We start from the raw sequence: 26,138 nt of genomic DNA on the forward strand, positions 1-26,138 counted from the left end.
CGGTCGCCTGGACCGGGGCCTCGGGGGGTCGTGCGGGGTCTTTACTCCTGCGGGTCGCGCACCGCGGGCGGCTGGGCGGCCTCGCCGGTGCTGACCTGCCTGGGGGGGATCGCCGCCGACACCGCGCCCGGGGCCGCGAGCGGGCTCTCGACCTCCTTGCGGGCCACCGCCTCGGCCTCGCGGACCGCCTCGGCGATGCGCGGGTCGGTGGAGGTGTCGAACCAGGAGGCGACCTCCTCCTCGTCGCCGGACAGGTCGGCGGCGGGGGGCTCGGCGGTGGAGGGCTCGTAGCGGAACACGCCGTCGTCGCCCTTGGCGCCGAGTTGGCGGGCGAAGCCCTCGAGGGCCTTGGAGAAGTCGGTGGGGATCATCCACACCTTGTTCGCGTCGCCCTGGGCCATGGTCGGCAGGGTCTGCAGGTACTGGTAGGCCAGCACCTCCGGGGTGGGCTTGGCGGCCTTGGTGGCGGCGACGACCTTCTCGATCGCCTTGGCCTGGCCCTGGGCCTGCAGGTAGCGGGCGGCCCGCTCACCCTGGGCGCGGAGGATGGCCGACTGCCGGTCGGCCTCCGCGGCCATGATCGTGGCCTGCTTCTGGCCCTCGGCGGAGAGGATCTGCGCCTGCTTCTGGCCCTCGGCGGACTTGATCGCGGCCTCGCGCTGGCCCTCGGCGTTGAGGATGATGGCGCGCTTCTCGCGGTCGGCGCGCATCTGCTTCTCCATCGAGTCCTGGATGGAGGGCGGCGGGTCGATCGCCTTGAGCTCGACGCGGGCCACCCGCAGGCCCCAGCGGCCGGTCTCGGAGTCGAGGACCCCGCGCAGTTGGGTGTTGATCGTGTCGCGGGAGGTCAGCGTCTCCTCCAGGCTCATCCCGCCGACGACGTTGCGCAGCGTGGTGGTGGTGAGCTGCTCGACGGCGACGATGTAGTTGGAGATCTCGTAGACCGCGGCCCGGGAGTCGGTGACCTGGAAGTAGACGACGGTGTCGATGGACACGGTCAGGTTGTCCTTGGTGATCACCGGCTGCGGCGGGAACGACACCACCTGCTCGCGCAGGTCGATGCGGGCCCGGACCCGGTCGAAGAAGGGGACCAGGAAGTTCAGGCCCGGTTCGGCCACGTTGCGGAAGCGGCCCAGCCTCTCGATCACCGCCGATTGCGCCTGTGGGATCACCAGCAGCGCCTTGGCGACCACCACCAGCACGAAAACAATCACGACAATGGCGACGATCAGAGTCGGCGACACCTTGGAGTCCTCCCTAGCCTTGACTTGCGAGTTGTGCTCAGAGCCCGTCGGCGAGGACCACGGCGGTGGCCCCCGCGATCTGCATGACCGCGACGGAGGTGCCGGGCTCGATCACCTGCGTCTCGTCGAACGACCGGGCCGTCCACTCGGTGCCGCGCAGCAGCACCAGGCCGCCCGCGGCGTCGACGGGGGTCAGCACCGTGGCCCGCTCCCCCACCAGCGCGGCGGCGTTGTCGGTGGTGCGCGCGGTCTGCAGGCGCCGTTTGAGCGTGGGTCTGGCCACGGTGACCAGCCCGATCGCGACGGCGGCGAAGACCCCGGCCGAGACCAGGGTGAGGCCGAAGGCGGCCTCGGTCGCCGCGCCCGCCAGCGCCGCCACGCCGAGTGCGATCAGCACCAGTTCGCCGGAGAGCACCTCGGCGGCGATCAGCACGATGCCGAGGATGACCCAGATCAGCGCTGCCATACCCCCATCATGCACAAGGTTGCCGCACGGCGTGGCCGAACAGGGCCCGGCTAGCCTTGCGGATCGGTCACGAAATCGATCAGGCGCTCCACGGCGCCGACCAGCGGCGGCTCCAGGTCGCGGAACCCGCGGGCCGCGGCCCGCACCCGCCGCCACCCGTCGGCCGGGTCGCCCCAGCCCAGCGCGGCGCACACCCCGGTCTTCCAGTCGAGCCCGCGCGGCACGTCCGGCCAGGCGGGGATGCCCAGGGCCGAGGGGCGCACCGCCTGCCAGATGTCGACGTAGGGGTGTCCGGTGACCATGACCTGCTCGTCGTCGAGGTCGGCGACCAGGCGCGACTCCTTGCTGCCGGTGACGAGGTGGTCGACGAGCACGCCGAGGCGGCGGCCGGGGCCGGTGCCGAACTCGGCGACCCGGGCGGCGAGGTGGTCGATGCCCGACAGCGGCTCCACGACCACGCCCTCGACCCGCAGGTCGTGGCCCCACACCGCCTCGACCAGCTCGGCGTCGTGCACGCCCTCCACCCAGATCCGCGACTCGCGGGCGGTGCGGGCGCGCAGCCCGCGCACGCGCACCGACCCCGACGCCGAGCGGGTCGGCGCTGCCGGGGCGGGGGCGGCGGGGCGGAGCAGGGTGACCGGGGCGCCGTCGACGAGGAACCCGGCCGGGACCAGCGGGAACACCCGGCGGCGGCCGTGGCGGTCCTCGAGGACGACCGCGCCGGGTTCGAAGCCGACCACGGCGCCGCAGAACCCCGACGCGGGGTCCTCGGCCACGGTGCCGGGCTCCGCGGCGACCTCGGGGATCTTCTTCGGCTGCCGCGCGGAGAGGATGTCGCGGCCGTAGTCCTGGGAGCGCACGGCGGACACGCTAGCGCCCCGGGGCGGTCTGGCCCGGCACCGCCACGACGGCGGGTGTGGCGCGCGGACGCGGCGGATGAAATCCGTTCCTTGATTTGACATGCCCGTGCCAAAACAATCGTCGACGGCCACCGTTCGGCGGTACTCGAACAACGAAAAGCGGGCAGAATGCCAGGTCGCAGGCACCGGACAGGGTTATCCGTGTGTCGTGTCACAAAGGCGATCGCATTTATGGATAGGGCTGTGCGCGTTGTGCTAAACCCCTTTTGAACCCCGGGGTGCGCCTAATCCGGTCGGCCTTGTCGTGGCCGCCATCCCCGGGCGCCCCCACTCGCCGAGGAGAGGACGGGACCCGACGATGAGCAACTCCCTCGCCCAGGTGGTCGACGAGGTGGTCGACACCGACCGGTACCCGCTGGGGGCCACCGGGTCGAGCGAGCTGGGCGAGGTGGTGGCGCGGGCGCGGGCGGGTCTGGCCGGTGACGGGTGCGTGGTGCTGGCCGACTTCATCCGCCCGGGGTTGCGGGCGGCGTTGCGCGAGGAGGGCCGGTCGGTCGAGGACCAGGCGCACTTCGCCACCGAGGTCGTCAACGCCTACAACATCGCCGTCGACGCCGACCTGCCCGCCGACCACCCCGGGCGCCGCACCCTGGTCAAGGGCAACGCGTTCGTCGCCCGCGACCGGCTGCCCGCCCACGGCGTCCTGAGCAGGCTCTACACCTCCGAGGTGTTCCAGCGGTTCGTCGCCGACTGCTTCGAGCTGCCCCGCCTGCACGAGCTCGCCGACCCGCTGTCGGGGCTGGTGCTCAACGTGGTGCGGCCCGGCATGTCGCACCCGTGGCACTTCGACACCAACGAGTTCACCGTCAGCATGCTCACCCAGGAGGCCGACGCGGGCGGGGAGTTCCAGTACTGCCCCGGCATCCGGTCGCAGACCGAGGAGAACCTCGACGACGTGCGCGGTGTCCTCGACGGCGACACCCGGCTGGTCAAGCGGCTGACGTTGCGCCCGGGCGACCTGCAGCTGTTCAAGGGCCGCTTCGCCCTGCACCGGGTGGACACCGTCACCGGCCAGGTGGCCCGGCACTCGGCGATCTTCGCCTACAGCGAGCGCCCCGGGGTCATCGGCAGCGTCGAGCGCACCCGGCAGCTGTTCGGGCGGGTGCTGCCCGAGCACCACGCCGCCGGGCGGGCCGTGCGCGGTGACACCTTGCTGGACTGACCGCCGGCCGCCCCCGGCCCCCCGAGTTCACCGCACCGAGCGCCCCACCCCCGGCCCAAGGAGACCTGCCCGTGGACTTCGACGAGACCGGCAAGACCACCTTCGACGACATCTACACCGCGCCCGACCCGCGCGGGTACTTCACCGTGCTGCGCGGCCTGGACTACCAGATCCCCGACCTGGCCAAGCCGTACTTCGCCAAGCTCATCGCCGAGTACCGGCAGGCCGAGGGGGTGCCAGCCCCGCAGGTGCTCGACATCGGCTGCTCCTACGGCATCAACGCCGCCCTGCTGCGCTGCGACGCCGGGATGGACGACCTGTTCGCCCGCTACACCCGCGAGTCCGCCGCCGGGCTCGACCGCGACGGGCTGGTCGCCGACGACCGGCGGTTCGTGCGCGCCCACGACCGCGGCGACGGTGTGCGCTACGTCGGGTTCGACGCCTCGGCGCCCGCGCTGGCCTACGCCCACGACGCCGGGTTCCTCGACGACACCGTGCACGCCGACCTCGAGGCCGCCGACCCGACCCCGGAGCAGGCCGCCCGGCTCGCGGGCACCGACCTGGTGTTCTCCACCGGGTGCGTCGGCTACGTCACCGACGCCACCCTGGCCAGGGTGGCCGCCGCCCAGCGGGACCGGTTGCCGTGGATGGCGCACTTCGTGCTGAGGATGTTCCCCTACGAGCCGGTCGCCGAGGCCCTGGCCGGGCTCGGCTACGAGACCAGCAAGGTCGCCGGGGTGTTCAAGCAGCGCCGCTTCTCCTCCGCCGAGGAGCAGGAGCAGGTCCTCGACACCATCGCCACCGCCCGCGTCGACCCCACCGGTCTGGAGAGCGAGGGCTGGCTCTACGCCGAGCTGTACCTGTCCCGGCCCCGGGGGGCGGTCCCGGTCCACCTGGGGTGACCCACAGGTCGTTGCGGGCGGCCGCCCGCAGCCCCGATGATGATGATCGCGACCGATGACGATGATCGCGACCGACCAGCCGCGGCGGCGCACCGGCGACGCCGCGGCTCCCGCGCAAGAAGAGGGAACTCGAGTGAACGACAGCCAGGCCTGGTCGACCCGCACGTTCGGCAACGAGGAGCGCCTGCCCAAGGTGCCGCTGCCCACCGTGGAGGACTCCTGCGCGCGGTTCCTGCGCTGGTCAGCCCCGTTGCTGACCCCCGAGCAGGCCTCCGCCACCGAGGCCGCGGTGCAGCGGTTCCTGGCCCCGGACTCCCCCGCGCACGTGCTGCACGCGGACCTGGTCCGGTTCAACGACGCCGAGGGCACCCGCAGTTGGCTCGACGAGTTCTGGCCCTCGCGCTACCTGGGCCGCCGGGACCGGATCGCGCTCAACGCCAACTTCTTCTTCCTCTTCCAGGACGACGCGGGCGCCGACCAGTTCCAGCGGGCCGCCGGGCTCATCGCCGGGGCCGTGGACTTCAAACTCGCCCTCGACCGCGAGGAGGTGCCCCCGGTCATCCAGCGCGGGCAGGCGCTGTCGATGGAGCAGAACAAGTTCCTGTTCTCCGAGACCCGCATCCCCGGCGACCCGCAGGACACCGTCCGCGTCCCCTACACCGACGACTGGCCCGGCCCCTCGACCGCCCGCCACGTCGTGGTGTTCAACCGGGGCAACCTGTTCCGGATGGACGTCGTGGGCCCCGACGGCGCCCCCTACTCGCTGCAGGACCTCGAGGCCGGGCTGCAGGCCGCGGTCAAGGCCGGGGGCAACCCCGTCGCCCCCGACGCCACCGTGGGGTCGCTGACCACCAAGGCCCGCGCCGAGTGGGCCGCCACCCGCGCCCGGCTCATCGGCCTGGCCCCCGGCAACGCCGAGGCCGTGGAGACCATCGAGACCGCGCTGTTCTGCGTCAACCTGGAGTCGTTCGCGCCCAAGGACACCCAGGCCGCCTGCGACCACCTGCTGCACGGCGACTCCGGCAACCGCTACTTCGACAAGTCGGTGTCGTTCGTGGTCTTCGCCGACGGCCGCGCCGGGATCAACATTGAGCACTGCGGGCTCGACGGCACCACCATCCTGTCCTTCGTCGACGCCCTCCTCGGCGCCACCCCCGCCGAGCACCAGGCCCGCTCCGGGGCCCGCCCGCAGGGCATGCCCCCTGTCGAGGAGATCGAGTTCACCCTCGACGACGACCTGCGCGCCGAGATCGCCGCCGCCCGCCGCTCCTTCGCCGAGTTCGCCGCCGACACCGCCACCCGCACCGTGTCGTTCACCGACTTCGGCACCACCGCGGCCAAGTCGCTGAAGATGTCGCCCGACGCGTTCGCGCAGATGGCCTTCCAGCTCGCGCACAAGCGGTCCAAGGGGTTCACCGGCGCCACCTACGAGTCGATCGCCACCCGCCAGTACCAGAACGGCCGCACCGAGGCCATGCGCGTGGTCACCCCCGAGGTCCTCGCGTTCGTCGCCGCCGTCGAGGACCCCGCGGTGCCGGTCGAGGACAAGCGCGCCGCGTTCCGCGCCGCCGCGGCCGCCCACGTCGCCCGCGCCAAGGAGTGCCAGGCCGGGCAGGCCCCCGAGCAGCACCTGTGGGAGCTGCAGTGGGTCCAGCGCCGCCGCGGCGAGCAGCTCGGCGCCACCGCCCCGCTGGAGCTGTTCGACTCCCCCGGCTGGACGGTCATGCGCGACGACTACCTGTCGACCAGCTCGGCCCCCTCGGTCAACATCCAGTACTTCGGGTTCGGCTCCACCAGCCCGACCTGCATCGGCATCGCCTACGTCCTGCTCCCCGACCGCCTCAACCTCTACCTGTCCACCCCGCGCTCGGTGGCCTCGGAGATGAACACCTTCGCCGACAAGCTCGGCGAGGTCATCGACGAGCTGCGCGAGCTGCTCGCCTCGGAGTAGGCACCCCCGTCGCGTGTCCCCGGCGCCCGCCGCCGGGGGCACGCGACGGCGGGTCACCAGGTCGGTGTGCGCGCCACCACCCCCGCCGCGGTCTCGACCACCCCGACCATCCGCACCGACGCCGCCTGCGACGTCGCGAAGCCGGGCGTCCACACCTGCGCCACCCCCGCCGCGGCCGAGGTCGCCCCGCACACCGCCCACGTGGCCCCGCTGTCGGTGGTGATCTCCACCCACACCGCGTCGCCCGCGAGCAACCCGCCCGGCGCGCTGATCCTCGCCCACGCGAACTGCTGCCCCGCCGAGTCCAGCGCCGACCGCAGGTCCACCGCCACCGTCCGCCCCGCGTCCACCGCCACCGCCGACGCCCGGGTGCGCTTGCCGGTGAAGCCGTCCGGGTCGCCCCCGTCCACCGAGCACACCGACGCCGCGGGCGCCGCCGACGCCGGGACCACCGCGGACACCCCCGCCGCCAGCACGGCGGCCACGATCACCAGAACACGACGCATGTCGCCCCCATCCCCAGAACCGGCCTGTCACCGGTCGACCACGCACAGTCAACCAACCCGGGCGCCCACCCCCGCACCGCGGCCCCGGTCTGCCCGTCAACTGCCCCGAAGCCGGCCCACGCGCCCCACGCACCCACGCGACCCCGGAGCGTTCTGCTGGCTCGACCTCAAAACCCACCACCTCGCCGAGCCGGGGCCCCTGCGCGCCACGGCGGTCCTGACCAGCGCCGGACACCCGGTCGGCAGCCTCAGCGACCTGGCCAACCCCGTCTACCCGCCGCGCACGCCCGAGCACATCGCCTGGTGCCTGGCCCGTCGTCGACCCCTTCGAGCTGCCCGGCCTCGGCGCGATGAGCACGGTCCTGGACCCGGTCGGCGCCGCTGTCACACTCCGGGAGCGACGCGGGTTCGCGGGCTGGTCCCACTCCCCCGGCGGCACCCGCCCGCACAGCGCCTGACAACCCCCTGAGCCCCGTGCGACGCCAGAGGCCCCCTCAGTCGACCTAGAACGCAGGCCACGGGATCGGGTAGTGCGACTCGTCCGGGGACGGGTAGACCGGGGTGTTGAGCAGGCGCGAGACCCGGGAGCGCAGCGCCTTGACCTCCGCGCCGGTGATGTGCTCGGCCAGGGTCTGGGCCAACGGCCCGGACAGCTCGGCGCGCAGGCGGGCCAGGGCGTCGAGGACCTCGTCGGGCAGCGGTTCGCCCGCCCACCCCCACAGCACGGTGCGCAGCTTGTGCTCGCGGTGCAGGCAGATGCCGTGGTCGACGCCGTAGACGTTGCCGTCGACGCCGCGCAGGATGTGGCCGCCCTTGCGGTCGGCGTTGTTGATGACCACGTCGAGCGCGCACAGGTGGGCGATCGCGGGCAGCGGCGAGTGCGCCAGCACGGCGGGGGCGCCCTCGCTGTCCTGGGCGCGCAGGATGGGCTTCCACCCCTCGGGCAGGTCCCGGGGGGCGACCACGTCGACCACGCCCGGGTCGTCGGTGTCGGTGTCGACCCACAGTTGCGCCATCCCGGGCCCGAACGGGCCGTCGCGCAGCACCGTGGGCGGGATCAGCGGCAGGCCCGCGGCCTCGGCCACCAGGTAGGCGCCCACCTCGCGGCCCGCGAGGGTGCCGTCGGGGAAGTCCCACAGCGGGCGTTCGCCGCGCACCGGCTTGTACACGCACCGGGCGCTGACCCCGTCGGCCTCGATGCCGCAGAGCAGGGTCGCGTTGGACGCGTCGACCAGCCTGCCCTCGATCTCCAGGGTTCCGCGCAGCAGGAACTGCCCCGCGTCGGGGTCGGTGGGCAGCAAACCCTCAGTCCTCTTCGCTGCGGCGGTACCCGTTCTGCCTCGGGCACACGTGCCCGGCGGGGTCCAGCGGCTCGGCGCACAGCGGGCACGGCTTGCGCCCGGCGTTGACCACCCGGTCGGCGCGCTCGGCGAAGGCCCGCGCCTCCTGCGGGGTCAGGAACACCCGCACCGCGTCCGGGCCCTCGTCGGTGTCGTCGAGCACGACCGACTCGTCGATCTCCTCCTCAGTGACCGCCAGCAGCTCGATGACCACCGCCGCGGACTCCGCGTCCCAGCCCAGGCCCATCGTGCCGACCCGGAACTCCTCCTCGACCGGCACCTGCAGCGGCTCGGCGTCGAGCAGCTCGACCGCCTCCTGCGCGTCGCCGACCTCGGCGCCGAAACGGCGGCCGACCTCCTCCAGCAGCGAGCCGATGCGCTCGGCGAGCACCGCGACCTGCTGCTTCTCGATGGCCACGCTCACCGTGCGCGCGCTCTCCACGGCCTGCAGGAAGAAGACGCGGTCGCCTGGCTCCCCGACGGTGCCCGCGATGAAGCGGTCGGGTTGGCGGAACACGTGGATGACCCGGGCCATGACACCTCCGAACTTAGTGCACGCCGCTGGTCCGAGCAGATCGTGCCCTCCCCGTTTGGGTAACCGTATCGGTCGCGCCCGCGGCACTCGGTAGGGTCCCCGTGTGGTGAAGATCGTGTCATACGGGTCCTGGGTGTCCCCGGTCGCCGCTGCTGCCGTGGCCAGGCCCGGGACCAGCCCGAACTGGGTGCGCCGCTTCGGCGAGCAGGTGTGGTGGACCCTGGCCAAACCCGAGGAGGGCGGCCGCTCGACCCTCGTGCGCCACGGCGCGGGCGGGCCGGAGGAGCTGCTCGGTCCGGGGTGGAACGTCCGCAACCGGGTCCACGAGTACGGGGGGCAGCCCTACACCGTGGTCGGCGGGCGGGCGGTGTTCACCAACTGGGACGACCAGCGGGTGTACCTGCTCGACGGCGAGCCCGTCCCGCTGACCCCGCGACCGGAGCGCCCGCAGGGGGTCCGCTACGGCGACCTCGGGCCCGGCCGCGACGACGGCGAGGTGTGGGCGGTGCGCGAGAGCGCCGTGGGCGAGGACCCGGTTCGGGTCGCGCGCGACCTGGTGGCGATCGCGCTGGACGGCTCCGGCGTGCGGGTGCTGGGCGCCTCGCACCACTTCATGACCACCCCCAAGCCCAGCCCCGACGGCAGGTTCGCCGCCTGGCTGGGCTGGGACCACCCCGCGATGCCCTGGGACGGCACCGAGCTGTGCGTGGCGCACGTGCTGCCCGACGGCGCGCTCGGCCCGCACAAGGTCGTCGCCGGGGGCCCCGGCGAGGCGGTGTGCCAGGTCGAGTGGGAGGGCCCGGACGCGCTGCTGGCCCTGACCGACCCGGACGGCTGGTGGAACCTGCACCGGGTGTCCCTCGACGGCACGGTCACCGCGCTGGCCCCCGGGGAGCACGAGATCGGCGGTCCGATGTGGCAGCTCGGCCGCCGCTGGTTCGGTGTGCTGGGCCGCGGCCGGTTCGCCGTGGTGCGCGCGGGCGGGCTGGCCGTGCTCGACGAGCGCTCGGGCACCGTCACCGACGTCGAGACCGACGTGCCGCTGTGGTCGGACCCGGACACCGGCACCGACGGGGTCGTGCTCGCCGTGGGCTCCGGGCCCCGGCAGGGCCAGTCCGTGGTGCGCCTGGACCTGTCCACGGGTGAGCTGGCCACGCTGGCAGGCGAGGACGACGAGCACCTGCCCGACCCGGCGTACCTGCCCGAGCCGGTGCGGCGCGCCTTCCCCGGCCCGGGCGGCCGGTCGATCCCCGCGACCGTCTACGCCCCGTCCAACCCGGACTTCGCCGCCCCCGACGGGGAGCTGCCCCCGTACGTGGTCCAAGTGCACGGCGGCCCGACCGGGGCCTGCTCGTCGGCGCTGGACCTGGGGTTCGCCTACTTCACCAGCCGCGGCATCGGCGTGGTGGCCGTCGACTACGGCGGGTCCACCGGGTACGGGCGCGCCTACCGGGAGGTCCTCAACGGCCAGTGGGGTGTCGTCGACGTCGACGACTGCGCCACCGTGGCCGCCGCGCTGGCCGCCGAGGGGGTCGCCGACCCCGCCCGGCTGGCCATCCGCGGCGGCTCGGCCGGCGGGTGGACCGCGGCGGCGTCGCTGGTCGGTGTGGACACCTACGCCTGCGGCACGGTGCAGTTCCCGATCCTGGACCTGCACGGGTGGACCGCGGCCGGTGGTGAGGTGCACGACTTCGAGTCCCGCTACACCGAGGGCCTCGTGGGCGACCCCGTCGAGCACGCCGACCGGTACCGGCAGCGGTCGCCGATGGGCAAGGTCGACCGGTTGTCCGGGCCGGTGCTGCTGATGCAGGGCGCCGAGGACCGGATCTGCCCGCCCGAGCAGGCCGACCGGTTCGCCGCGGCCCTGGCCGGGTCCGGTATCGCGCACGCCTACCTGCGCTTCGACGGCGAGCAGCACGGTTTCCGCCGGTTCGCCACGATCGTGGCCGCCTACGAGGCCGAGTTGTCGTTCTACGGCCAGGTGTTCGGCTTCACCCCGCCCGGGGTGCCGGTCCTGGAGCTGTCCCGGTGATCGGCGTGGCACGGGGACCGGCGCAGGTCCCCGACGGCCGTGCCCGGCCCAGGCGGCTGCGCGAGGGCGACACGGTCGCCTTGGTCGCCCCGGCGGGCCCGGTCACCGAGGAGCAGGTGGCCCAGGGGGTGGGGGTGCTGGAGTCGTGGGGGTTGACCGTGCGGGTCGGCGACCACGTCCTGGACCGCCACCCCACATTGCCCTACTTGGCCGGGCGCGACGCCGACCGGGCCGCGGACCTGGTCGAGGCGTGGTGCCACCCGGAGGTGCGCGCGGTGTTCTGCGCCCGCGGCGGCTACGGCGCCCACCGCATGGTCGACCTGCTGGACTGGCCCGCGATGGCCGACGCCGGGCCCAAGGCCCTCGTCGGCGGCAGCGACGCCACCGCCCTGCACACCGCGTTCGGGCAGGCGCTGGACGTGGTGACCCTGTTCGCCCCCATGGTCTCGACCGCGCTGTTCGACGACGAGGCGCGCAAGCACCTGCACTCGACCCTGTTCGACCCGGAGTCGGTCACCACCCTGATCGGCCCGGCCACCACCAGCTCCGGGCACGGCCGCGCCACCGGCACCCTGGTCGGCGGCACCCTGAGCCTGCTGGCCGCCGAGGTCGGCACCCTCGACGCGGCGCCCCCGCCGGACGGGTCGATCCTGGTCCTCGAGGACGTGACCGAGGCCCCGTACCGGCTCGACGGGATGCTCACCCACCTGCAGCGGGCGGGCTGGTTCACCGGTGTCTCCGGCATCGCCCTGGGCTCCTGGGAGCACTGCGGCCCGCTCGAGGAGGTCAAGGCGGTCATGTCCGACCTGCTCGGCGCGCTGGGGGTGCCGGTGCTGTGGGAGTTGGGCTTCGGCCACTGCGCGGGCTCGCTGACCGTGCCCCTGGGCGCCGAGGCGGTCCTCGACGCCGACGACGCGACCCTGACCCTGACCGGGCCCGCCCTGTCCTGACCGGCAGCGCGAGCGGTCTGCGAAGACATGATGGGACGGTCCCCGTGGGGACCGTCCCATCAGCGGGGGTGTGCGCCTAGACCTTGGCGGTGGGCGCGTCGACGCCCACGAGGTCCTCGGAGTCGCGGCGGTCGGCGAACAGGCCCAGTGGGTCGACGCGCAGCAGCGAGTAGCCCGCGAGGATGGACACGGCGATCGCGCAGGCGATGAACGGCCAGTTGTAGAGCATGTCCTCGCCGCCGGGCGAGTAGGTCAGGACGAGGAAGACCGCGGCGGAGACCAGGATGGCCAGTTGGTTGCGCTGCCAGGGCAGGGCGGCGGCGATGACGAAGCCCCAGGTCAGGTACCAGGGCAGGGTGGCCGGGGAGAGCACGGCGACGGCGAACAGGACGAAGGCCATGCGCCGGACGGCGTCGGAGCCGCCGTCGCGGGACTGCCACCACTGGCGGGCGAAGATGGCGACGAAGGCCAGGGCGCCGAGCACGCGGGTGGTGTTGACGAACCAGGACTTGTTCGCGTCGATGAACAGGTCGACCACGGTGTGCACGGCCTCGCCGACGGCGGTCGGCACGGACAGCCAGTTGACGATCATCGTGGGGGCCTGTAGCGCCTGCAGCCAGCCGAGGTTGACCCCGGCGGCGAAGGTGACCAGGGCGAAGGTGGCGACGAACACGCCCACGGCGCAGGCCCCGGCGCGGACGAAGTTCTTCGTCGGTGTCGACTTGAGGTGCCCGGCCCACACCCACACCAGGAACGGCAGGGCGATCGCGGCGGTGGCCTTGACCCCGACGCCGAGGGTGACCAGCAGGACGCCGAGGACGTGTCTGCGGTCGAGCACGCACAGGGTGCCCGCGGCGAGGAAGCCGACCATGAGCAGGTCGTTGTGCGGGCCGCCGACGAGGTGCACGACGGTCATCGGGCCCGCGATGGCCAGCCAGGTGGCGGTGGGCAGGTTGCCGCCGAGGTGGCGGACGAGGCCGGGCAGCGCCCACAGCAGCAGGCCCAGGCCGATCAGCAGCATGGCGCGCATGAGCACGACGCCGCCGATCATGTTGCTGCCAGTGATCCAGGCGATGCTCTTGGCCAGCAGGATGAACATGGGCCCGTAGGGGGCGGGGGTGGTCTGCCAGAACGGGTGCACGTTCTGCACGACGTCCTGCAGGTGGGGCTGGTCGAGCACGATGGGCCCGACGACGTAGGGGTCCTGGCCGAACAGCGGCAGCGTGCCCTGGGCGATGTAGGAGAACACGTCGCGGGTGAACAGCGGCGGCGAGATGAGCAGCGGGGCCATCCAGGCGGCGGCGGCGATGAGCACCGGCTTGGTGCCCACGCGCCCGGCCAGCACGTGCCTGCCCAGGCGCACCCACGCCCACACCACGAGGGCGAACCCGATGTAGAGGACGCCGGTGGCGAGCATCTTCCCGTGGCCGTAGCGCAGCCAGGACAGCGGGCCGTCGCCGAGGACGGGGTCGGTGACGAGCACCCCGCCCGCGCCGAAGGCGCTGAGCAGCAGCAGCACGCTGCCCAGCGTTCCCAGCGCGATGGTGCGCACAGGCATCGGGCCCGTCCGCTCCTGCGGCGACTGGTTCGTCTGCGCGTCGGGGGCGGTGAGCGGCGTCTGTGCGTTGTCTGCGACCAAGGACTCTTCCACTGTGGGCACGGGCGTTCGGGGGGCGCGTCGTGCCGGGAGGCGGCGCGACTGTCAGGGGAAGAGGTTACACAGGGCCCAGTTCACGTTCGCGTGCAACGGCCGTTCGGGTGGGTACGGATCGCGTGCTTCCGGTCACAGTTGGTGATAGGGCGTGGTCAGCGCGTTGTGCCGGGTCACTGCCCGCCCTGGCGTCCGGGTGGTCGGGTGCGCTGAGTCACGGCGGGAGTCACGGCGGGAGTCACGGCGGTCGGTCATGGCCGGGTGGCGTGCGGGTCGGGGATGGCGGCGAGCAGGGCGCGGGTGTAGTCGTGCTCGGGGTCGGTCAGGACGCGCTCGACCGGGCCCTGCTCGACGATGGTCCCGCGGCGCATGACCGCGACCCGGTCGGCGATGTTCCAGGCGAGGCCGAGGTCGTGGGTGATGACCAGGGCGGCGAGGCCGAGGCGGGCGCGCAGGCGCAGCAGCAGGGCCAGGATCTCCCCGCGCGCGGAGGCGTCGAGGGAGGCCACGGGCTCGTCGGCGACGAGCAGCCGGGGGGCCAGGGCGAGCGCCCCGGCGATGACCACGCGCTGGCGCTGCCCGCCGGAGAGCTGGTGGGGCAGGGCGTCGAGGTAGCGCTCGGCCGGGCGCAGCTCGGCGTCGTGCAGGGCGGCGCGGACCAGGTCGGCCTCGGCGCGCGCGTCGGCGGGGACGCGGTGGATGCGCAGGCCCTCGGCGACGGCCTCGCGGACGCTGTGGCGGGGGTTGAGGGCGCTGGTGGGGTCCTGCAGGACGAGTTGGACCTGGCGGCGGTAGGCCTTGAGGGCCTTGGCGGTGACGGGGACGGGGGCGCCGTCGAAGTCGATCTCACCGGAGTCGGGGCGGTGCAGGCCGAGCACGGCGCGGGCGAGGGTGGTCTTGCCGGAGCCGGACTGGCCGACGAGGGCGACGATCTCCCCGGCGCGGACCTCGAGGTCGACGCCGTCGACGGCGCGGGTGGCCCCGTGGGAGACGCGCAGGTCGCGGATGGACAGCAGCGTGGGCCCCACGGTGTCGTTCCCGGCGGGGGGCGGGTCGGTGTCGGTGGCGGGGGCGTAGCGGGAGGCGGGGTCGCCGAGGGTGGGGAACGCGGCGGCGAGCTTGGCCGTGTAGGGGTGCCGGGGGGCGGTGGTGACCTGGTCGGCGGGGCCCTGCTCGACCACGACGCCCTCGCGCATGACCGCGATCCGGGAGCAGGTGGCGGCGAGCACGGCGAGGTCGTGGCTGATCAGGACCAGGCCGATGCCGTTGTCCTGGACCAGGCGGGTGAGCACGCCGAGGACCTGGGCCTGGACGACGACGTCGAGGGCGGTGGTGGGCTCGTCGGCGATGATCAGCCGGGGTTCGCAGGCCAGCGCCATGGCGATCATGACCCGTTGCTTCTGCCCGCCGGAGAGCTGGTGGGGGTAGGCGCGGGCGGAGTCGGCGGGCAGCTCCACGGCGGCGAGCAGGTCGCGGACGCGGGCGTCGACGTGCGCGGCGGGGGTCGTCGGGGTGTGCACGCGGATGGGCTCGGCGATCTGCTCGCCCACGCGGTGCACGGGGTTGAGGGCGTGCATGGCGCCCTGGAACACCACCGACGCCTGCGCCCACCGCACCGCGCGCAGCCGCCCCCAGCTCATGTCGACGACGTCCTCGCCCTCGAGCAGGACCTGCCCGGTCACCTGGGCCTGGCGGGGCAGCAGCCGCAGCGCCGACAGGGCCAGGGTGGACTTGCCGCACCCGGACTCCCCCGCCAGGCCCAGGGTCTCCCCGGCGGCGAGGGTGAGGTCGACCCCGCGCACGGCGTGGCCCCGGTCGCCGCCGTCGGGGTAGCGCACGTGCAGGTCGCGCAGTTCGAGCAGGGTCATCAGCGCTCCCGCAGCCGGGGGTTGAGCACGGACTCCGCGGCGCGGCCGCAGAGGGTGAAGGCGAGCACGACCACGGCGATGGCCAGGCCGGGCGGGACGAGGTACCACCAGGCCCCGGCGGTGACCGCCCCGGAGGTCGACGCGGTGCGCAGCATGCCGCCCCAGGACACCGCGACGGGGTCGCCGAGGCCGAGGAAGGCCAGGGTGGACTCGGCGACGATGGCGGTGCCCACGGCGAGGGTGGCGTTGACGAACACCAGCGGCAGCACCCCGGGCAGCACGTGGCGGGCGATGATGTGCCCGTGCCCGCCGCCGAGGGCCTTGGCGCGCTCGATGTAGGGGCGGGCCTCCAGGGTCAGGGTCTGGGCGCGCACGAGCCGGGCCGCGGAGGGCCAGGAGGTCACGGCGATGGCGAGCACGATGGTGCCCGCCCCGGCGCCGAGCACGGTCGACAGGGCGATGGCCAGCACCAGCGAGGGCAGGACGAGGAAGAAGTCGGTCAGCCGCATCAGCACCGCCGACCCCCAGCCGCCGAAGTGGCCGGTGAGCACGCCGACGACGGTGCCGATGGCCAGCGACAGCAGGGCGGCGGACAGGCCGACGAGCAGGGAGATCCGCGCCCCCCACAGGGTCAGGGCGGCCACCGAGCGCCCGTTCTCGTCGGTGCCCAGCCAGTACTGCCCGGACGGGGGGCGCAGGCGCTCGCCGGTGGCCTTGGTGACGTCGACGGCGTCGGCGCCGGTGAGCAGCGGGGCGGCCAGCGCCAACATGACGATGAGCACCAGCACGCCCAGGCCGAAGACCCCGGCGCGGTGGGCGGTGAACTGCGACCAGGCGGCGCCCGCGGCGGCGCGGCGGCGGGCCCAGGTGGCGCTCACGCGGCGCGCACCCGGGGGTCGAGGACCCGGTAGAGCAGGTCGGCGATCAGGTTCATCACGACCACGGCGGCGGCGAGCACCAGGAACGTCCCTTGCAGCAGCGGGTAGTCCGGGGCGCGCAGGGCCTCGGAGATGAGCAGGCCCAGGCCGGGCCAGGAGAACACGGTCTCGACGGTGATGGCCCCGGACACGACCAGGCCCAGGTGCAGGAACACCAGGGTGACGGTGGGCAGCAGGGCGTTGGGCACGGCGTGGCGGCGGCGGACCTGGTCGTCGGTGAGGCCCTTGGCTCGGGCGGTGAGCAGGTGGTCGGCGTGCATCTCCTCGATCAGGGAGGTGCGCATGACCAGTTGGTACTGGGCGTAGACGACCGCGACCAGGGTCAGGGTGGGCAGCACCATGTGGTGGGCGGTGTCGAGGGCCTGGGGCCAGAACCCGGGCGGGGTGTCGGGGTAGGTGATGCCGCCGGAGGGGAACAGCCCGGAGGTGGCCGAGAGCAGCAGCAGCCCGACCCAGAAGGTGGGGGCCGACCACAGCACCAGGGCCACGCCGGTGGCGGTGCGGTCGAACGGGGAGTCGCGCCGCCAGGCGGTGCGCTGGCCCAGCCACAGGCCCAGGGCCACGGCGATGAGGGTGCCGACGCCGACGAGCAGCAGGGTGGGGCCCAGGCGCTCGCCGATCTTCTGGATGACCGGGACGCGGAAGGTGTAGGACTGCTCGAGGTCGCCCTGGGCGAGGTTGCCCAGGTAGCGCAGGAACTGCCGCCACAGGGGCAGGTCGAGCCCGTACTGGCGTTCGAGCTCGGCCAGGCCCTCGGCGGAGACGGGGCGGCCGCGGGTCATGGTGCGCACCGCGTCGCCGGGCAGCAGGGCCCGGAACAGCAGGAAGCCGAGCACGACGATGAGCGCCAGGCTGAGCAGGGCGGCGCCGACCTTGGCGGCCAGGTACCGGCCGAGCCCGCCGCCCCCGGCCGGGGCGGCGGGCTCGGTGGCCGCCTCGGCGGGGGCGAGGGCGTCGGTCATTCGCGGTCGTCCGCGGTGGCCTTGCGGCGGCGGGTGAGGACGAACGCGACCGCCCCGCCGAGCAGGACCGCGGCCCCGGCGACGACGGCCACGACGGTGCCGGTGTTCGACGGGGCTCCCCCGGCCAGGGGGGTGGCGGAGTAGTAGCCCCAGTAGGACTGCTGGTTCATGATGAACCCGTCCGGCTGCGGGGAGACGGTGAACTCGGCGAACCGGTCCTTGCGGTAGGCCTCGAGGGCGTTGTCGTAGGTCAGGATCGTCATGGGGGCCTGGTCGTAGAGGACCTCCTGCATGCGCTTGACGATCTCGGCGCGCTTGGCCGGGTCGAACTCGGCGGCCTGCTGGGCGTAGAGCCGGTCGTAGTCGGGGTCGCAGAAGAAGCTGTCGGGGGTGGCGCCCTTGCCGTCGGCGTTGGGCCGCGCCGCGCAGGTCTGCAGGGACAGGATGTAGTCGGGGTCGGGGTTGCCGTTCCACCCGGAGTAGACCAGGTCGAACGCGCCGCCGGTGGTGGCCTCGTTCAGGGCGTTGTCCGACACCGCCTGCAGGCTGGTGGCGATGCCGATGTCGCGCAGCCAGCCCTGGATGTACTGGGCGGACTGGGTGTCGAAGGTCTTCGAGGCGTGCAGCATGATCCGCAGGTCCAGCGGGCGGCCGCTGGCGGGGTCGACGCGCACGCCGTCGCCGCCCCTGGCGTACCCGGCGGCGTCGAGGGCGGTGTTGGCCGCGGCGAGGTCGAAGCGGCGGGCCTTGTCGGCGGGCGGGGTCCAGGCGTAGGTGGAGAACAGGGGCGGGATGTAGCCGCCGCCCTCGGTGGCGTACCCGCCGGAGACCTTGTCGACGAGGGTCTTGGTGTCGATGGCCTGGGCGATGGCCCGCCGCAGCCGCGCGTCGGCCAGGGCGGGGTGGCCGTCGCCGATGGGCTGCCCGTCGGCGGTGGCGGCCCCGGGGTTCATGATCAGCTCGTTGAACCGCTTGCCCTTGGCGTTGTTGCGCTCGATGTCGGCGTCACCGGCGAGCGCGTCGAACTGGGTGGGGGTCAGCCCGTTGACCAGGTCGACCTCGCCGTTGCGCAGCGCCTGCACCGCGGCGTCGGAGTTCTTGTAGTAGACGAAGTCGATGCCCTCGACCTTCGGGGCGCCGCGCCAGTAGGACTTGTTGGCCCTGAGCCGGGTGTACTGCGACTCCTTGAACTCGGTGACGACGAACGGCCCGGACCCGACCATGGGGAAGGCCGGTTCGGCGCCGACGTCGACCCCGGCCCACACGTGCTCGGGGACGATGGGGATGTCCAGTGCGGTCATGGTGGTCTGCGGGGTCTTGGTCTTGACGACCACGGTGCGCTCGTCGGGGGCGGTGACCGACTCCCAGTTGGCGGTGTAGCTGCCGTTGGCGGTGCGGGCCACCTCGTCGGTGAGCATGAGGTCGAACGTGAACGCCACGTCCTCGGCGGTGATGGGCTGCCCGTCGCTCCAGTTCGCGCCCTGGCGGATGGTGTAGGTCCAGGTCAGCTTGTCCTCGGCGGGCTCCCACCGCTCGGCGAGGCCGGGTTCGGGGGACATGTCCGCGGCCGAGGCGGTGTTGAGCTGCTCGAACACGGTGCGCAGGATGTCGGTGCCGGTCCGGGTGTAGCTCAGGAACGGGTTGAGCGAGTCGACCTCCTGGGTCACCGCGATCCGCAGGGTCGCCCCCCGCTCCTGCGCGCCCGCCGGGCCCGCCGCGCCGATGCCCGCCGACGCGGCCGCCACCAGCGCCACCGCTCCTAACGCCCACTGTCTCCCGCGCACGCGCCCCACCTCGGTCCCCTCGGTTCCCGCCCACTCGTGTGAGAAGTTGGCAAGAAAGAAACCACTCGCCGACCGCCGAAGTCAACGAGCGTCGCCGAGAAGTAACGTGGGTGCGGTGCGCATACTCATCTCAGCGGACATGGAGGGCGCGACCGGCGTCACCTGCACCGCCGACGTGGTCCCGCAAACCGAGCAGTGGCAGCGGTTCCGCCGGATGCTGACCGCCGACGTCAACGCCTGCGTGGCCGGGCTGTTCGACGGCGGGGCCACCGACGTGCTGGTCAACGAGGCCCACTCGGCCCAGCGCAACGCCCTGCTGGAGGACCTCGACCCGCGCGCCAGGATGCTCACCGGCAGGCACAAGCCGCTGTCGATGATGCAGGGCGTGGACTCCGGGGTCGACGGGGTGGTGTTCCTGGGCTACCACACCGGGGCCGGGGCCGAGGGGGTGCTGGCCCACACCTACCTGGAGAACTCGATCACCGAGGTGCGCCTGGACGGGGTCGCGGCCTCGGAGGGCCGGTTGAACGCCGCGCTGGCCGCCGAGCACGGGGTGCCGGTGCTGCTGGTCACCGGCGACGACCTGACCTGCGCCGACGCGGGCGGGTACGCCCCGCGCGCCGGGCGGGTCGCGGTGAAGGAGTGCGTGTCGCGCTACGCCGCGGTCTGCAAGCCGCCCGCGGTGACCGGCCCGGAGATCGCCGCCGCGGCCCGCGCCGCGATGACCCACGCCGGGCGCGGCCACGGCGACGCCGCCGCGCACACCGTGGAGGTCGACTTCGACGCCACGCACCTGGCGGCCGCGGCGGCGCTGGTGCCGACCGTGGAACTCGCGGCGCCGCGCACGGTGCGCTACACAGCGGAGTCGATGACCGCGGCGATGGCGGCGTTCAAGGTGGTCACGGCCATCGCCGCGGGCGCCATCGACGGCATCTACGGCTGAGGGAGGGCGACGACGTGGGCGAGGCAGTCGAGGAGTTGTGCGCGCGGCTGGTCCGGCTGGACACCACCAACCTGGGTGGGGGCGCGGGCAAGCCAGAGCGCCCGGCGGCGGAGCTGGTCGCGGGCCTGCTGACCGACGCGGGCATGGACCCGGTGCTGCTGGAGCGGGCACCGGGCCGGTCCAACGTGGTGGCCCGGTGGCGCGGGGCGGACCCGTCGCTGCCCGCGCTGCTGGTGCAGGCGCACCTGGACGTGGTCCCGGCGGACCCGGCCGAGTGGTCGGTGCACCCGTTCTCCGGGGAGATCCGCGACGGGTTCGTGTGGGGCCGCGGGTCGGTGGACATGAAGGACATGGCCGCCACGGTGTGCACGGTCGCGGCGCGGTGGGCCGCGGAGGGCCGGGGCCCGCGCCGCGACGTGGTGCTGGCGTTCGTGGCCGACGAGGAGGACGCCGGGGAGTTCGGCGCGCACTGGCTGGTCGAGCAGCACCCGCACCTGTTCGAGGGGTGCGCGGCGGCGATCTCGGAGTCCGGAGCGTACACCGTGCACGCCACCTCGACCACCGGTGCCCCGGTGCGCCTGTACCCGGTGGGTACCGCCGAGCGCGGCACCGCGCACCTGCTGCTGACCGCGACCGGCCGGGCCGGGCACGGGTCGCGGCGCAACGACGAGAACGCGGTGGCGCGGCTGACGCACGCGCTGTCGCGGCTGGCCGACCACCAGTGGCCGGTGCACCTGATCCCGTCGGTGCGCGCCTACCTGGAGCGGGCGGGCGCGGCGCTGGGGGTGCCGGTCGACTTCGACGCGGGCGCCGAGGTCGACGTCGACGCCCTGGTCGCCGGGCTGGGCCGGGAGGCGGCGAAGGTCGTGGAGAACACCGTGCGCAACTCCACCCGGCCCACGGTGCTCTCGGCCGGGTACAAGGTCAACGTGATCCCGGGGGTGGCCCAGGCCCAGGTCGACACCCGGGTGCTGCCGGGCACCGAGGACCACCTGCTCGCCGAGGTGGACCGGCTGCTGGGCCCGGGGATCTCCCGCCAGTTCGTCTCCCGCCAGCCGCCGGTGGAGTCGCGGGTCGACTCGCCGTGGTTCGACGCGATGGCCGCGGCGCTGCGCGCCCACGACCCGGCGGCGGTGGTGGTGCCGTACTGCATGGGCGGGGGCACCGACGCCAAGGCGTTCTCCCGGCTGGGCATCGAGTGCTTCGGGTTCGCGCCGCTGCTGCTGCCCCCGGGGTTCGACTACAAGGCGATGGCGCACGGGGTCGACGAGCGGGTGCCGGTGGAGGGCCTGCGGTTCGGGGTGGAGGTCCTCGACTCGTTCCTGTCGTCGGTGTAGGCCACCACGGCGCACCCGGTTTCGGACGGGGTTCGGTGTCCTGATCGGCGCAATCGCCGCACCTCGCACTGCTCCGTTGCGTGATCGGACTGACCTGTGGGTCACCGCGACGCCCTCCCCCACCCCGGTGGTGTCACCCGATCGGTGTTAACGCCGGAGAGTGAACAAGGGATCTAGTGGATGACCAGGGCGAGCGGGCCTGCCTTCGCTAGAGTTGACCTTCGTTCGGCGGGCGCAGGCCCGCGGGTCGGGCGCGGACCAGGGGGTGCGGGTGGACCGCGGGGGATGGTGGCGGCGCGGCGTGGCCGCCCTGGGTGTGGCGGGCGGGCTGCTGCTGTGCGCCCCGGGCTGGGCGGTGGCCGACCCGGAGGACCACGAGCTGGTGTTCTGCCTGGCGCCCCACCAGCAGCGGCCGCTGCGCGAGGCGGCGGTGGCCCTGGGCGCCGACCGGGGCAAGGTGGCCGACCTGGCGGCGTGGCGCAAGTCCGACGCCGAGGCCTTCGACCAGGCCTGCACCGCCCTGTACGAGGCCAACAAGGTCCCCTCGCCGGACACCCTCGACCAGTTGCTGCCGTTCCTGACCGGCCTGTTCGGCGCGGTGACGACCTACGCGGCCACCGCGTGGCAGACCAGGGTCACCGCGGGCCGGGCCGAGCGCGACGCGCTGGGCCGGGAGGCCACGGAGTTCCACGACGCCGTGGTCGAGCACGTGACGGTGTTCGACAGCGACGGCAAGCGCGTGGAGGCCGCCCGCACCGCGTTGACCGCCCGGCTGCTGCGCGTGGTGGGCGATCACCCGTCGTGGCCCTCGGCGCAGGCGGCGCTGGAGGCGGTCACCACCGGCCCGCTCTCGGCCGACGCCCTGGCCAGGGCCACCGACCAGGCCGCGGTGGCCACGCACGCCCAGCGGCTGCTGGTGGCCACCCACCGGGTCGCGGGCGCCCTGGCCACCCCGGGCCGCCCGCACCGGGCGCTGCGCCGCGACGGCACCGCGGAGGCCACCGGGTGAGCGGCGCGGGCGACGCGGCGCGCAGGCCACCGGCGACACCGTTCCTGGTGCCGCGCTTCGAGCACGTGCCGATGCGCCCGCTGCGCCCGTTCGACCACCCCGAGCAGGACGGGTTCTACGTCGACGTGTGCGGGTCCACCGCCGCGTTCGCCTCGGCCATGTCGGCCTTCGGCGACTTCGGCGAGCTGGTCGAGGGCGGGTACGTGCTGGTGGCCGGGGAGTCCGGGTGCGGCAAGACCGCCATGGTCAACCGGTTGGCCGAGCGGGTGCGCGCGGGTCTGGCCCGGCACAACCTGCGGGCGGGGGTGGTGGACATGACCGCGGTGCTCGAGGACCAGGAGCGGTCGGTGGACCAGCGCATGCTGCGGGTGTGCCACCGCCTGCTGCCGCTGCTGCGCAAGGCCGACCTGCTGCGCCAGGGCGCGGAGGCGCTGTGGGACCGCTACGACGACCCGCGGCTGATCTTCCCGGAGCTCGACACCGCGTTGGAGCCGGGCACCGCGGCGGTGGTGCTGCTGCCCAGCCCCGGCGACCTCAAACTCGAGGTGGTCCGCTACGCCAAGACGCTCTCGAGCAGGCGGGTGGTGTTCCTGGCCGAGTCGTCGATGCTGGGCGACCGGGTGGTCGACATCGAGCAGGAGCTGGAGGACTTCCGCCCCGCGGTGGTGGTGGAGATGCGCACGCTCACCGCCGAGGACGTCGACCGTTTCGTCACCGACCGGCTGGGCAGGCACCCGGGGGTGTTCCCCGGCATCACCCGCGAGGGGTTGCGGAGGTTGTCCATAATGTGCCCGTCGGTGAAGACCCTGCAGCGCACAGCGCACGGCACGTACAAGATGGTGCTGGAGGGGGACGGCGACCCGGTGGGAGGGCGCGCGGTGGACGACGAGGACTTCCGCCGTTACCAGGCCGAGCAGTTGCGCCGGGGCGGGGGCAGGTCGTGACCGGGCGCGCGCCGCGGCGGCGCAACCCGTTCGCGGACATGGCCGTGGCGAACGTGTCGGTGATCGACGGCGACCCGGACTCCGCGGAGATCACCGTGACCACCGACGCGATGCGCACCGCGTTCTCCTTCCTCGACGACTACCTCGACGCCCGCGAGGACGCCGAGGACACCGACCGCGACCCCGGCGGCACCGTCATCGCCCTGCTCGGCGACTACGGCCTGGGCAAGACGCACATGTCGGTGCGCATGGTCGCCCGCGCCCGCGCCCGCCTGGGCAACCCGCGCTCGGCGATGTACCTCGACGCCGCGGCCGCGGACTTCCTGTCGCTGTACAAGCGGTTCATGACCGCCCTGGGCCCGGCGGGGGTGGTGGCCCAGGTCAACGACTACTACGCCGACAAGGTCGCCGCGGCGCTGGAGCCATCGGGGCTGACCAAGGACGACGTGCGGGCGCTGACCGGCGCCCACGCCCAGGGCTCGGCCGACGACGTGCGCTGGCGCGACATCGCCAAGGAGTTGGGGCTGCTGGAGTCGGTGCTGCTGCGCCAGGTCCGCCAGACCCTGGCCGGGGTGACCGCGAACGAGGACTTCGCCGCGGCGTTGACGCTGCTGCTGCGCCCGGGGTTCGGCGACGCGGTGTGGAACTGGCTGATGGGTGGGCGCCCGGACCCGATCCTGGTCGACCGCGGGGTCACCAAGACCATCGACGACGACCTGGTGGCGTTGGAGGCGCTGCGGGTGTTCGCGCTGCTGCTCGGCGGCCGCGACCACCGGTTCGTGCTGGTCATCGACGAGCTGGACAAGATCTTCTCCGCCCAGCACGCCCCGGGGCACGCGGAGATGGCCGAGTTCCAGGAGTTGCTGCAGGTGGCGACGAAAGCGGGGGCGTGCCTGGTGCTGGGCGGGCTGCCGGAGGTGTGGGCGGCCCTGTCGGGGCCGGTGCGGGCCCGCATCCCGCACCCGGTGCGGTTGTCGGGGTTGACCGAGCAGGAGATCACTGACTTCATCCTGCGCACCCAGGAGGCCACGCTGGGTGTGCGCACCCTCGACCCGTTCACCCCGCCGGTGGTGCGCACGATCCGCATGGTCACCCGCGGCAACCCGCGTGAGGTGATCCGCCTGTGCCACCGGGCGTTCCGGCTGGCCGACGACCGCCGCCGGGAGACCGGGGCGCCGGTGCCGGTGGACGACGCCCTGCTGCACCAGGCCAACACCGACCTGGTGGGGCAGCCCTCCGGCGACGACATCCGCGACCAGATCGCCCGGGTGCTCACCGGCGGGGGCTGGGACCACTCGCGGGACCGGATGCTGGGGGCCCGCTCGGACTCCAACGTCGACTTCTGGGTGCGGTTCCCGCGCAGGCAGTCCGGGTGCGCCCTGGTGCTGACCCCGGCGCTGCTGGTGGAGGCCGACGTCGACGCCGCGGTGGGCCGGATCATCGCCATCCGCGGGGTGGAACCGCACGCGGTGGTGCTGCCGGTGATCACCGGGACCCCGCCGGACATCGCGGTGGCCCGGGTCCGCGAGCAACTGGGCTACGAGCCGGTGCTGTACCGGCAGGCCACGTTCGTCGACGACCTGGTGACCGCGGTGGAGACGGCGATGGCGCGGCTGCCCGAACTCGACACCGGGGACCCGGTGGCGCAGGTGCTCACCCAGACCGACCAGATCATCCGCCGCATGTCGACCATGCACCGCGACCTGGTCGAGCAGATGCAGCACAACATCGAACGGGTCGAGACCGCGGTGACCCGGGTGCCGCCGCCCGCGCCGCCCGCGGTGGAGGACGACGCCCCCGGGGGCGGGCTGCCGCAGGAGGTGGCGGGCCTGTTCACCGCCGCGGTGGCGGCCCTGTCCGCCCTGACCACCCTGGACCCGGAGGTGGTCAGGGCGTTCGACGCGGGCGACTACGAGGCGGCCGAACCCGCCCTGGCCATCGTCGAGCACCCCGACGTGGTCGCCGCGGCGGGCACCGGGCGCCTGCTCATCGACGTGGTGCACCGCTTCGAGACCGCCGTGGCCACCTGGTTCGACCGCCACCCCGGCGCCGCGGACACCGCCGCCCGCCTGGCACTGGAGGGCATCTGCAACGTCTACGACGGCCTCGCCGAGTACCTGCCGACGTTCCGGCTGGTGCCGTTGGCGCGGGTGCCGGGGCGCCCGGACGACGCGCTGGCCCGGGTGGAGGACGCCCTGGGCAACCTGTCGTTCCGGGTGCGCCGCCAGGTGCTGCGCTCGGTCGGCGTGCGTTGATCCAGTGCGCTAGGTCTCGCAGGCGGCGACGTCGCGCCCGGTCGGGCCGCCGCCCTGAGCGACACCGGACAGGGGTTCGGGCTCGCCGCGCAGCCGTGCCCGAGCCGGTTGACGCCCTTCGCCCTCGGCCAGCGCGTACCGGTGTGGGCCTGGACGAATGCAAGGCCGAACGCCCCGGACGGGACTCCCGCAGGGCGGCCATGGTCAGCTCCAGCGCGGCGAGCGGCCCGCTCGCCGGCAGCGGCTCCACCTCACGACGGCGGGTCCACCGGCAGGGGCCTGCCCGGTCCCGCGACGGGTTCGTCCGGGATGGCCGCCATGACCGCGGGCCTGGCGGCCGCGACGCCGACACCCGCCTGCTCGGGCACGCCCTGATCCTCAGCCCGGGCCGGGGCGCCTCCCGCGTCCCCGGCACCGGTCGTCCTCGCGCCGGAACCCG

The 26,138-nt window shown here is 73.8% G+C and carries 21 protein-coding genes; 10 read left to right on the plus strand and 11 right to left on the minus strand.

Going from position 1 to position 26,138, the window contains the following annotated elements:
- Positions 1-41: 41 nt before the first annotated feature.
- The 3 genes from GCL84_RS21110 to GCL84_RS21120 are packed head-to-tail and all read right to left on the minus strand — an operon-like array spanning position 42 to position 2,570.
- Positions 42-1,244: an SPFH domain-containing protein gene (locus GCL84_RS21110; protein WP_156757242.1), complete on the minus strand. Its 1,203-nt coding sequence runs from the start codon at positions 1,242-1,244 to the stop codon at positions 42-44.
- A gap of 37 nt (positions 1,245-1,281) precedes the next feature.
- Positions 1,282-1,710: an NfeD family protein gene (locus GCL84_RS21115; protein WP_156757243.1), complete on the minus strand. Its 429-nt coding sequence runs from the start codon at positions 1,708-1,710 to the stop codon at positions 1,282-1,284.
- Between the two features lie 50 nt (positions 1,711-1,760).
- Entirely contained in the window at positions 1,761-2,570 is an 810-nt protein-coding gene (locus tag GCL84_RS21120) for a DUF3097 domain-containing protein (protein WP_235926530.1), read from the minus strand.
- A gap of 358 nt (positions 2,571-2,928) precedes the next feature.
- Here GCL84_RS21120 and GCL84_RS21125 point away from each other — a divergent pair, with 358 nt between their 5' ends.
- From GCL84_RS21125 to GCL84_RS21135, 3 genes are all read left to right on the plus strand, one after another.
- Positions 2,929-3,792 (plus strand): HalD/BesD family halogenase, encoded by an 864-nt coding sequence (locus tag GCL84_RS21125; protein ID WP_156757244.1) that lies wholly within the window; start codon positions 2,929-2,931, stop codon positions 3,790-3,792.
- Between the two features lie 71 nt (positions 3,793-3,863).
- Positions 3,864-4,694 (plus strand): class I SAM-dependent methyltransferase, encoded by an 831-nt coding sequence (locus GCL84_RS21130; RefSeq protein WP_156757245.1) that lies wholly within the window; start codon positions 3,864-3,866, stop codon positions 4,692-4,694.
- Between the two features lie 55 nt (positions 4,695-4,749).
- Positions 4,750-6,645, plus strand: a complete 1,896-nt coding sequence (locus tag GCL84_RS21135) for a choline/carnitine O-acyltransferase (RefSeq protein WP_235926531.1) — start codon at positions 4,750-4,752, stop codon at positions 6,643-6,645.
- 53 nt (positions 6,646-6,698) lie between these two features.
- On the opposite strand, the gene GCL84_RS21140 is transcribed toward GCL84_RS21135, so the two are convergent.
- From GCL84_RS21140 to GCL84_RS21150, 3 genes are all read right to left on the minus strand, one after another.
- Positions 6,699-7,151, minus strand: coding sequence for a hypothetical protein (locus tag GCL84_RS21140; protein WP_156757246.1), 453 nt, complete (start codon positions 7,149-7,151; stop codon positions 6,699-6,701).
- Between the two features lie 503 nt (positions 7,152-7,654).
- Complete coding sequence (locus GCL84_RS21145; RefSeq protein WP_156757247.1) at positions 7,655-8,452, minus strand: SCO1664 family protein; 798 nt, start codon at positions 8,450-8,452, stop codon at positions 7,655-7,657.
- A 4-nt stretch (positions 8,453-8,456) separates the two neighbouring features.
- Positions 8,457-9,026 carry a DUF3090 domain-containing protein gene (locus GCL84_RS21150; RefSeq protein WP_156757248.1) on the minus strand — a complete coding sequence of 190 codons (570 nt, stop codon included), beginning with the start codon at positions 9,024-9,026 and terminating at the stop codon, positions 8,457-8,459.
- 103 nt (positions 9,027-9,129) lie between these two features.
- Here GCL84_RS21150 and GCL84_RS21155 point away from each other — a divergent pair, with 103 nt between their 5' ends.
- Positions 9,130-11,058 carry an alpha/beta hydrolase family protein gene (locus tag GCL84_RS21155; RefSeq protein ID WP_156757249.1) on the plus strand — a complete coding sequence of 643 codons (1,929 nt, stop codon included), beginning with the start codon at positions 9,130-9,132 and terminating at the stop codon, positions 11,056-11,058.
- Positions 11,059-11,063: 5 nt separating this feature from the next.
- On the plus strand, positions 11,064-12,008 hold the full coding sequence (locus tag GCL84_RS21160) for a S66 peptidase family protein (RefSeq protein ID WP_156757250.1): 945 nt from the start codon (positions 11,064-11,066) through the stop codon (positions 12,006-12,008).
- A gap of 76 nt (positions 12,009-12,084) precedes the next feature.
- Here the strand turns inward: GCL84_RS21160 and mptB are convergent, their stop codons facing one another.
- From mptB to GCL84_RS21185, 5 genes are all read right to left on the minus strand, one after another.
- Positions 12,085-13,668, minus strand: a complete 1,584-nt coding sequence (gene mptB / locus GCL84_RS21165) for a polyprenol phosphomannose-dependent alpha 1,6 mannosyltransferase MptB (protein WP_328618785.1) — start codon at positions 13,666-13,668, stop codon at positions 12,085-12,087.
- 242 nt (positions 13,669-13,910) lie between these two features.
- Positions 13,911-15,527 (minus strand): dipeptide ABC transporter ATP-binding protein, encoded by a 1,617-nt coding sequence (locus GCL84_RS21170; protein ID WP_156757251.1) that lies wholly within the window; start codon positions 15,525-15,527, stop codon positions 13,911-13,913.
- The gene (locus GCL84_RS21175) at positions 15,527-16,405 is read right to left on the minus strand and encodes an ABC transporter permease (RefSeq protein WP_156757252.1); all 879 of its coding nucleotides are present in this window, start codon (positions 16,403-16,405) and stop codon (positions 15,527-15,529) included. Before GCL84_RS21175 ends, GCL84_RS21170 begins: the two co-directional genes overlap by 1 nt.
- Positions 16,402-17,427: an ABC transporter permease gene (locus GCL84_RS21180; RefSeq protein WP_156757253.1), complete on the minus strand. Its 1,026-nt coding sequence runs from the start codon at positions 17,425-17,427 to the stop codon at positions 16,402-16,404. The genes GCL84_RS21175 and GCL84_RS21180 overlap by 4 nt, the downstream gene beginning before the upstream one ends.
- On the minus strand, positions 17,424-19,220 hold the full coding sequence (locus GCL84_RS21185; RefSeq protein WP_407924416.1) for an ABC transporter substrate-binding protein: 1,797 nt from the start codon (positions 19,218-19,220) through the stop codon (positions 17,424-17,426). Before GCL84_RS21185 ends, GCL84_RS21180 begins: the two co-directional genes overlap by 4 nt.
- Before the next feature lie 106 nt (positions 19,221-19,326).
- On the opposite strand from GCL84_RS21185, the gene GCL84_RS21190 reads away from it, so the two are divergent.
- The 5 genes from GCL84_RS21190 (at position 19,327) to GCL84_RS21210 (ending at position 25,699) form a co-directional block, all read left to right on the plus strand.
- Entirely contained in the window at positions 19,327-20,154 is an 828-nt protein-coding gene (locus GCL84_RS21190; protein ID WP_156757254.1) for a M55 family metallopeptidase, read from the plus strand.
- A 14-nt stretch (positions 20,155-20,168) separates the two neighbouring features.
- Positions 20,169-21,491, plus strand: a complete 1,323-nt coding sequence (locus GCL84_RS21195; protein WP_156757255.1) for a M20/M25/M40 family metallo-hydrolase — start codon at positions 20,169-20,171, stop codon at positions 21,489-21,491.
- Positions 21,492-21,792: 301 nt separating this feature from the next.
- Positions 21,793-22,500, plus strand: coding sequence for a hypothetical protein (locus GCL84_RS21200; RefSeq protein WP_156757256.1), 708 nt, complete (start codon positions 21,793-21,795; stop codon positions 22,498-22,500).
- Positions 22,497-23,444: a hypothetical protein gene (locus tag GCL84_RS21205; protein ID WP_156757257.1), complete on the plus strand. Its 948-nt coding sequence runs from the start codon at positions 22,497-22,499 to the stop codon at positions 23,442-23,444. Before GCL84_RS21200 ends, GCL84_RS21205 begins: the two co-directional genes overlap by 4 nt.
- A complete protein-coding gene (locus GCL84_RS21210; RefSeq protein ID WP_156757258.1) occupies positions 23,441-25,699 on the plus strand; it encodes a hypothetical protein in 2,259 nt (752 codons plus the stop codon). The genes GCL84_RS21205 and GCL84_RS21210 overlap by 4 nt, the downstream gene beginning before the upstream one ends.
- The last annotated feature ends 439 nt before the right edge of the window (positions 25,700-26,138 follow it).

Origin of the sequence: Actinokineospora pegani (assembly GCF_009745975.1) — a bacterium.
Classification (GTDB): domain Bacteria; phylum Actinomycetota; class Actinomycetes; order Mycobacteriales; family Pseudonocardiaceae; genus Actinokineospora; species Actinokineospora pegani.

Coding starts and splice junctions, on each gene's coding strand:
- GCL84_RS21135 (WP_235926531.1), top strand. CDS start 4,750: ATGACGATGATCGCGACCGACCAGCCGCGGCGGCGCACCGGCGACGCC.
- GCL84_RS21115 (WP_156757243.1), bottom strand. CDS start 1,710: ATGGCAGCGCTGATCTGGGTCATCCTCGGCATCGTGCTGATCGCCGCC.
- GCL84_RS21140 (WP_156757246.1), bottom strand. CDS start 7,151: ATGCGTCGTGTTCTGGTGATCGTGGCCGCCGTGCTGGCGGCGGGGGTG.
- GCL84_RS21180 (WP_156757253.1), bottom strand. CDS start 17,427: ATGACCGACGCCCTCGCCCCCGCCGAGGCGGCCACCGAGCCCGCCGCC.
- GCL84_RS21170 (WP_156757251.1), bottom strand. CDS start 15,527: ATGACCCTGCTCGAACTGCGCGACCTGCACGTGCGCTACCCCGACGGC.
- GCL84_RS21150 (WP_156757248.1), bottom strand. CDS start 9,026: ATGGCCCGGGTCATCCACGTGTTCCGCCAACCCGACCGCTTCATCGCG.
- GCL84_RS21125 (WP_156757244.1), top strand. CDS start 2,929: ATGAGCAACTCCCTCGCCCAGGTGGTCGACGAGGTGGTCGACACCGAC.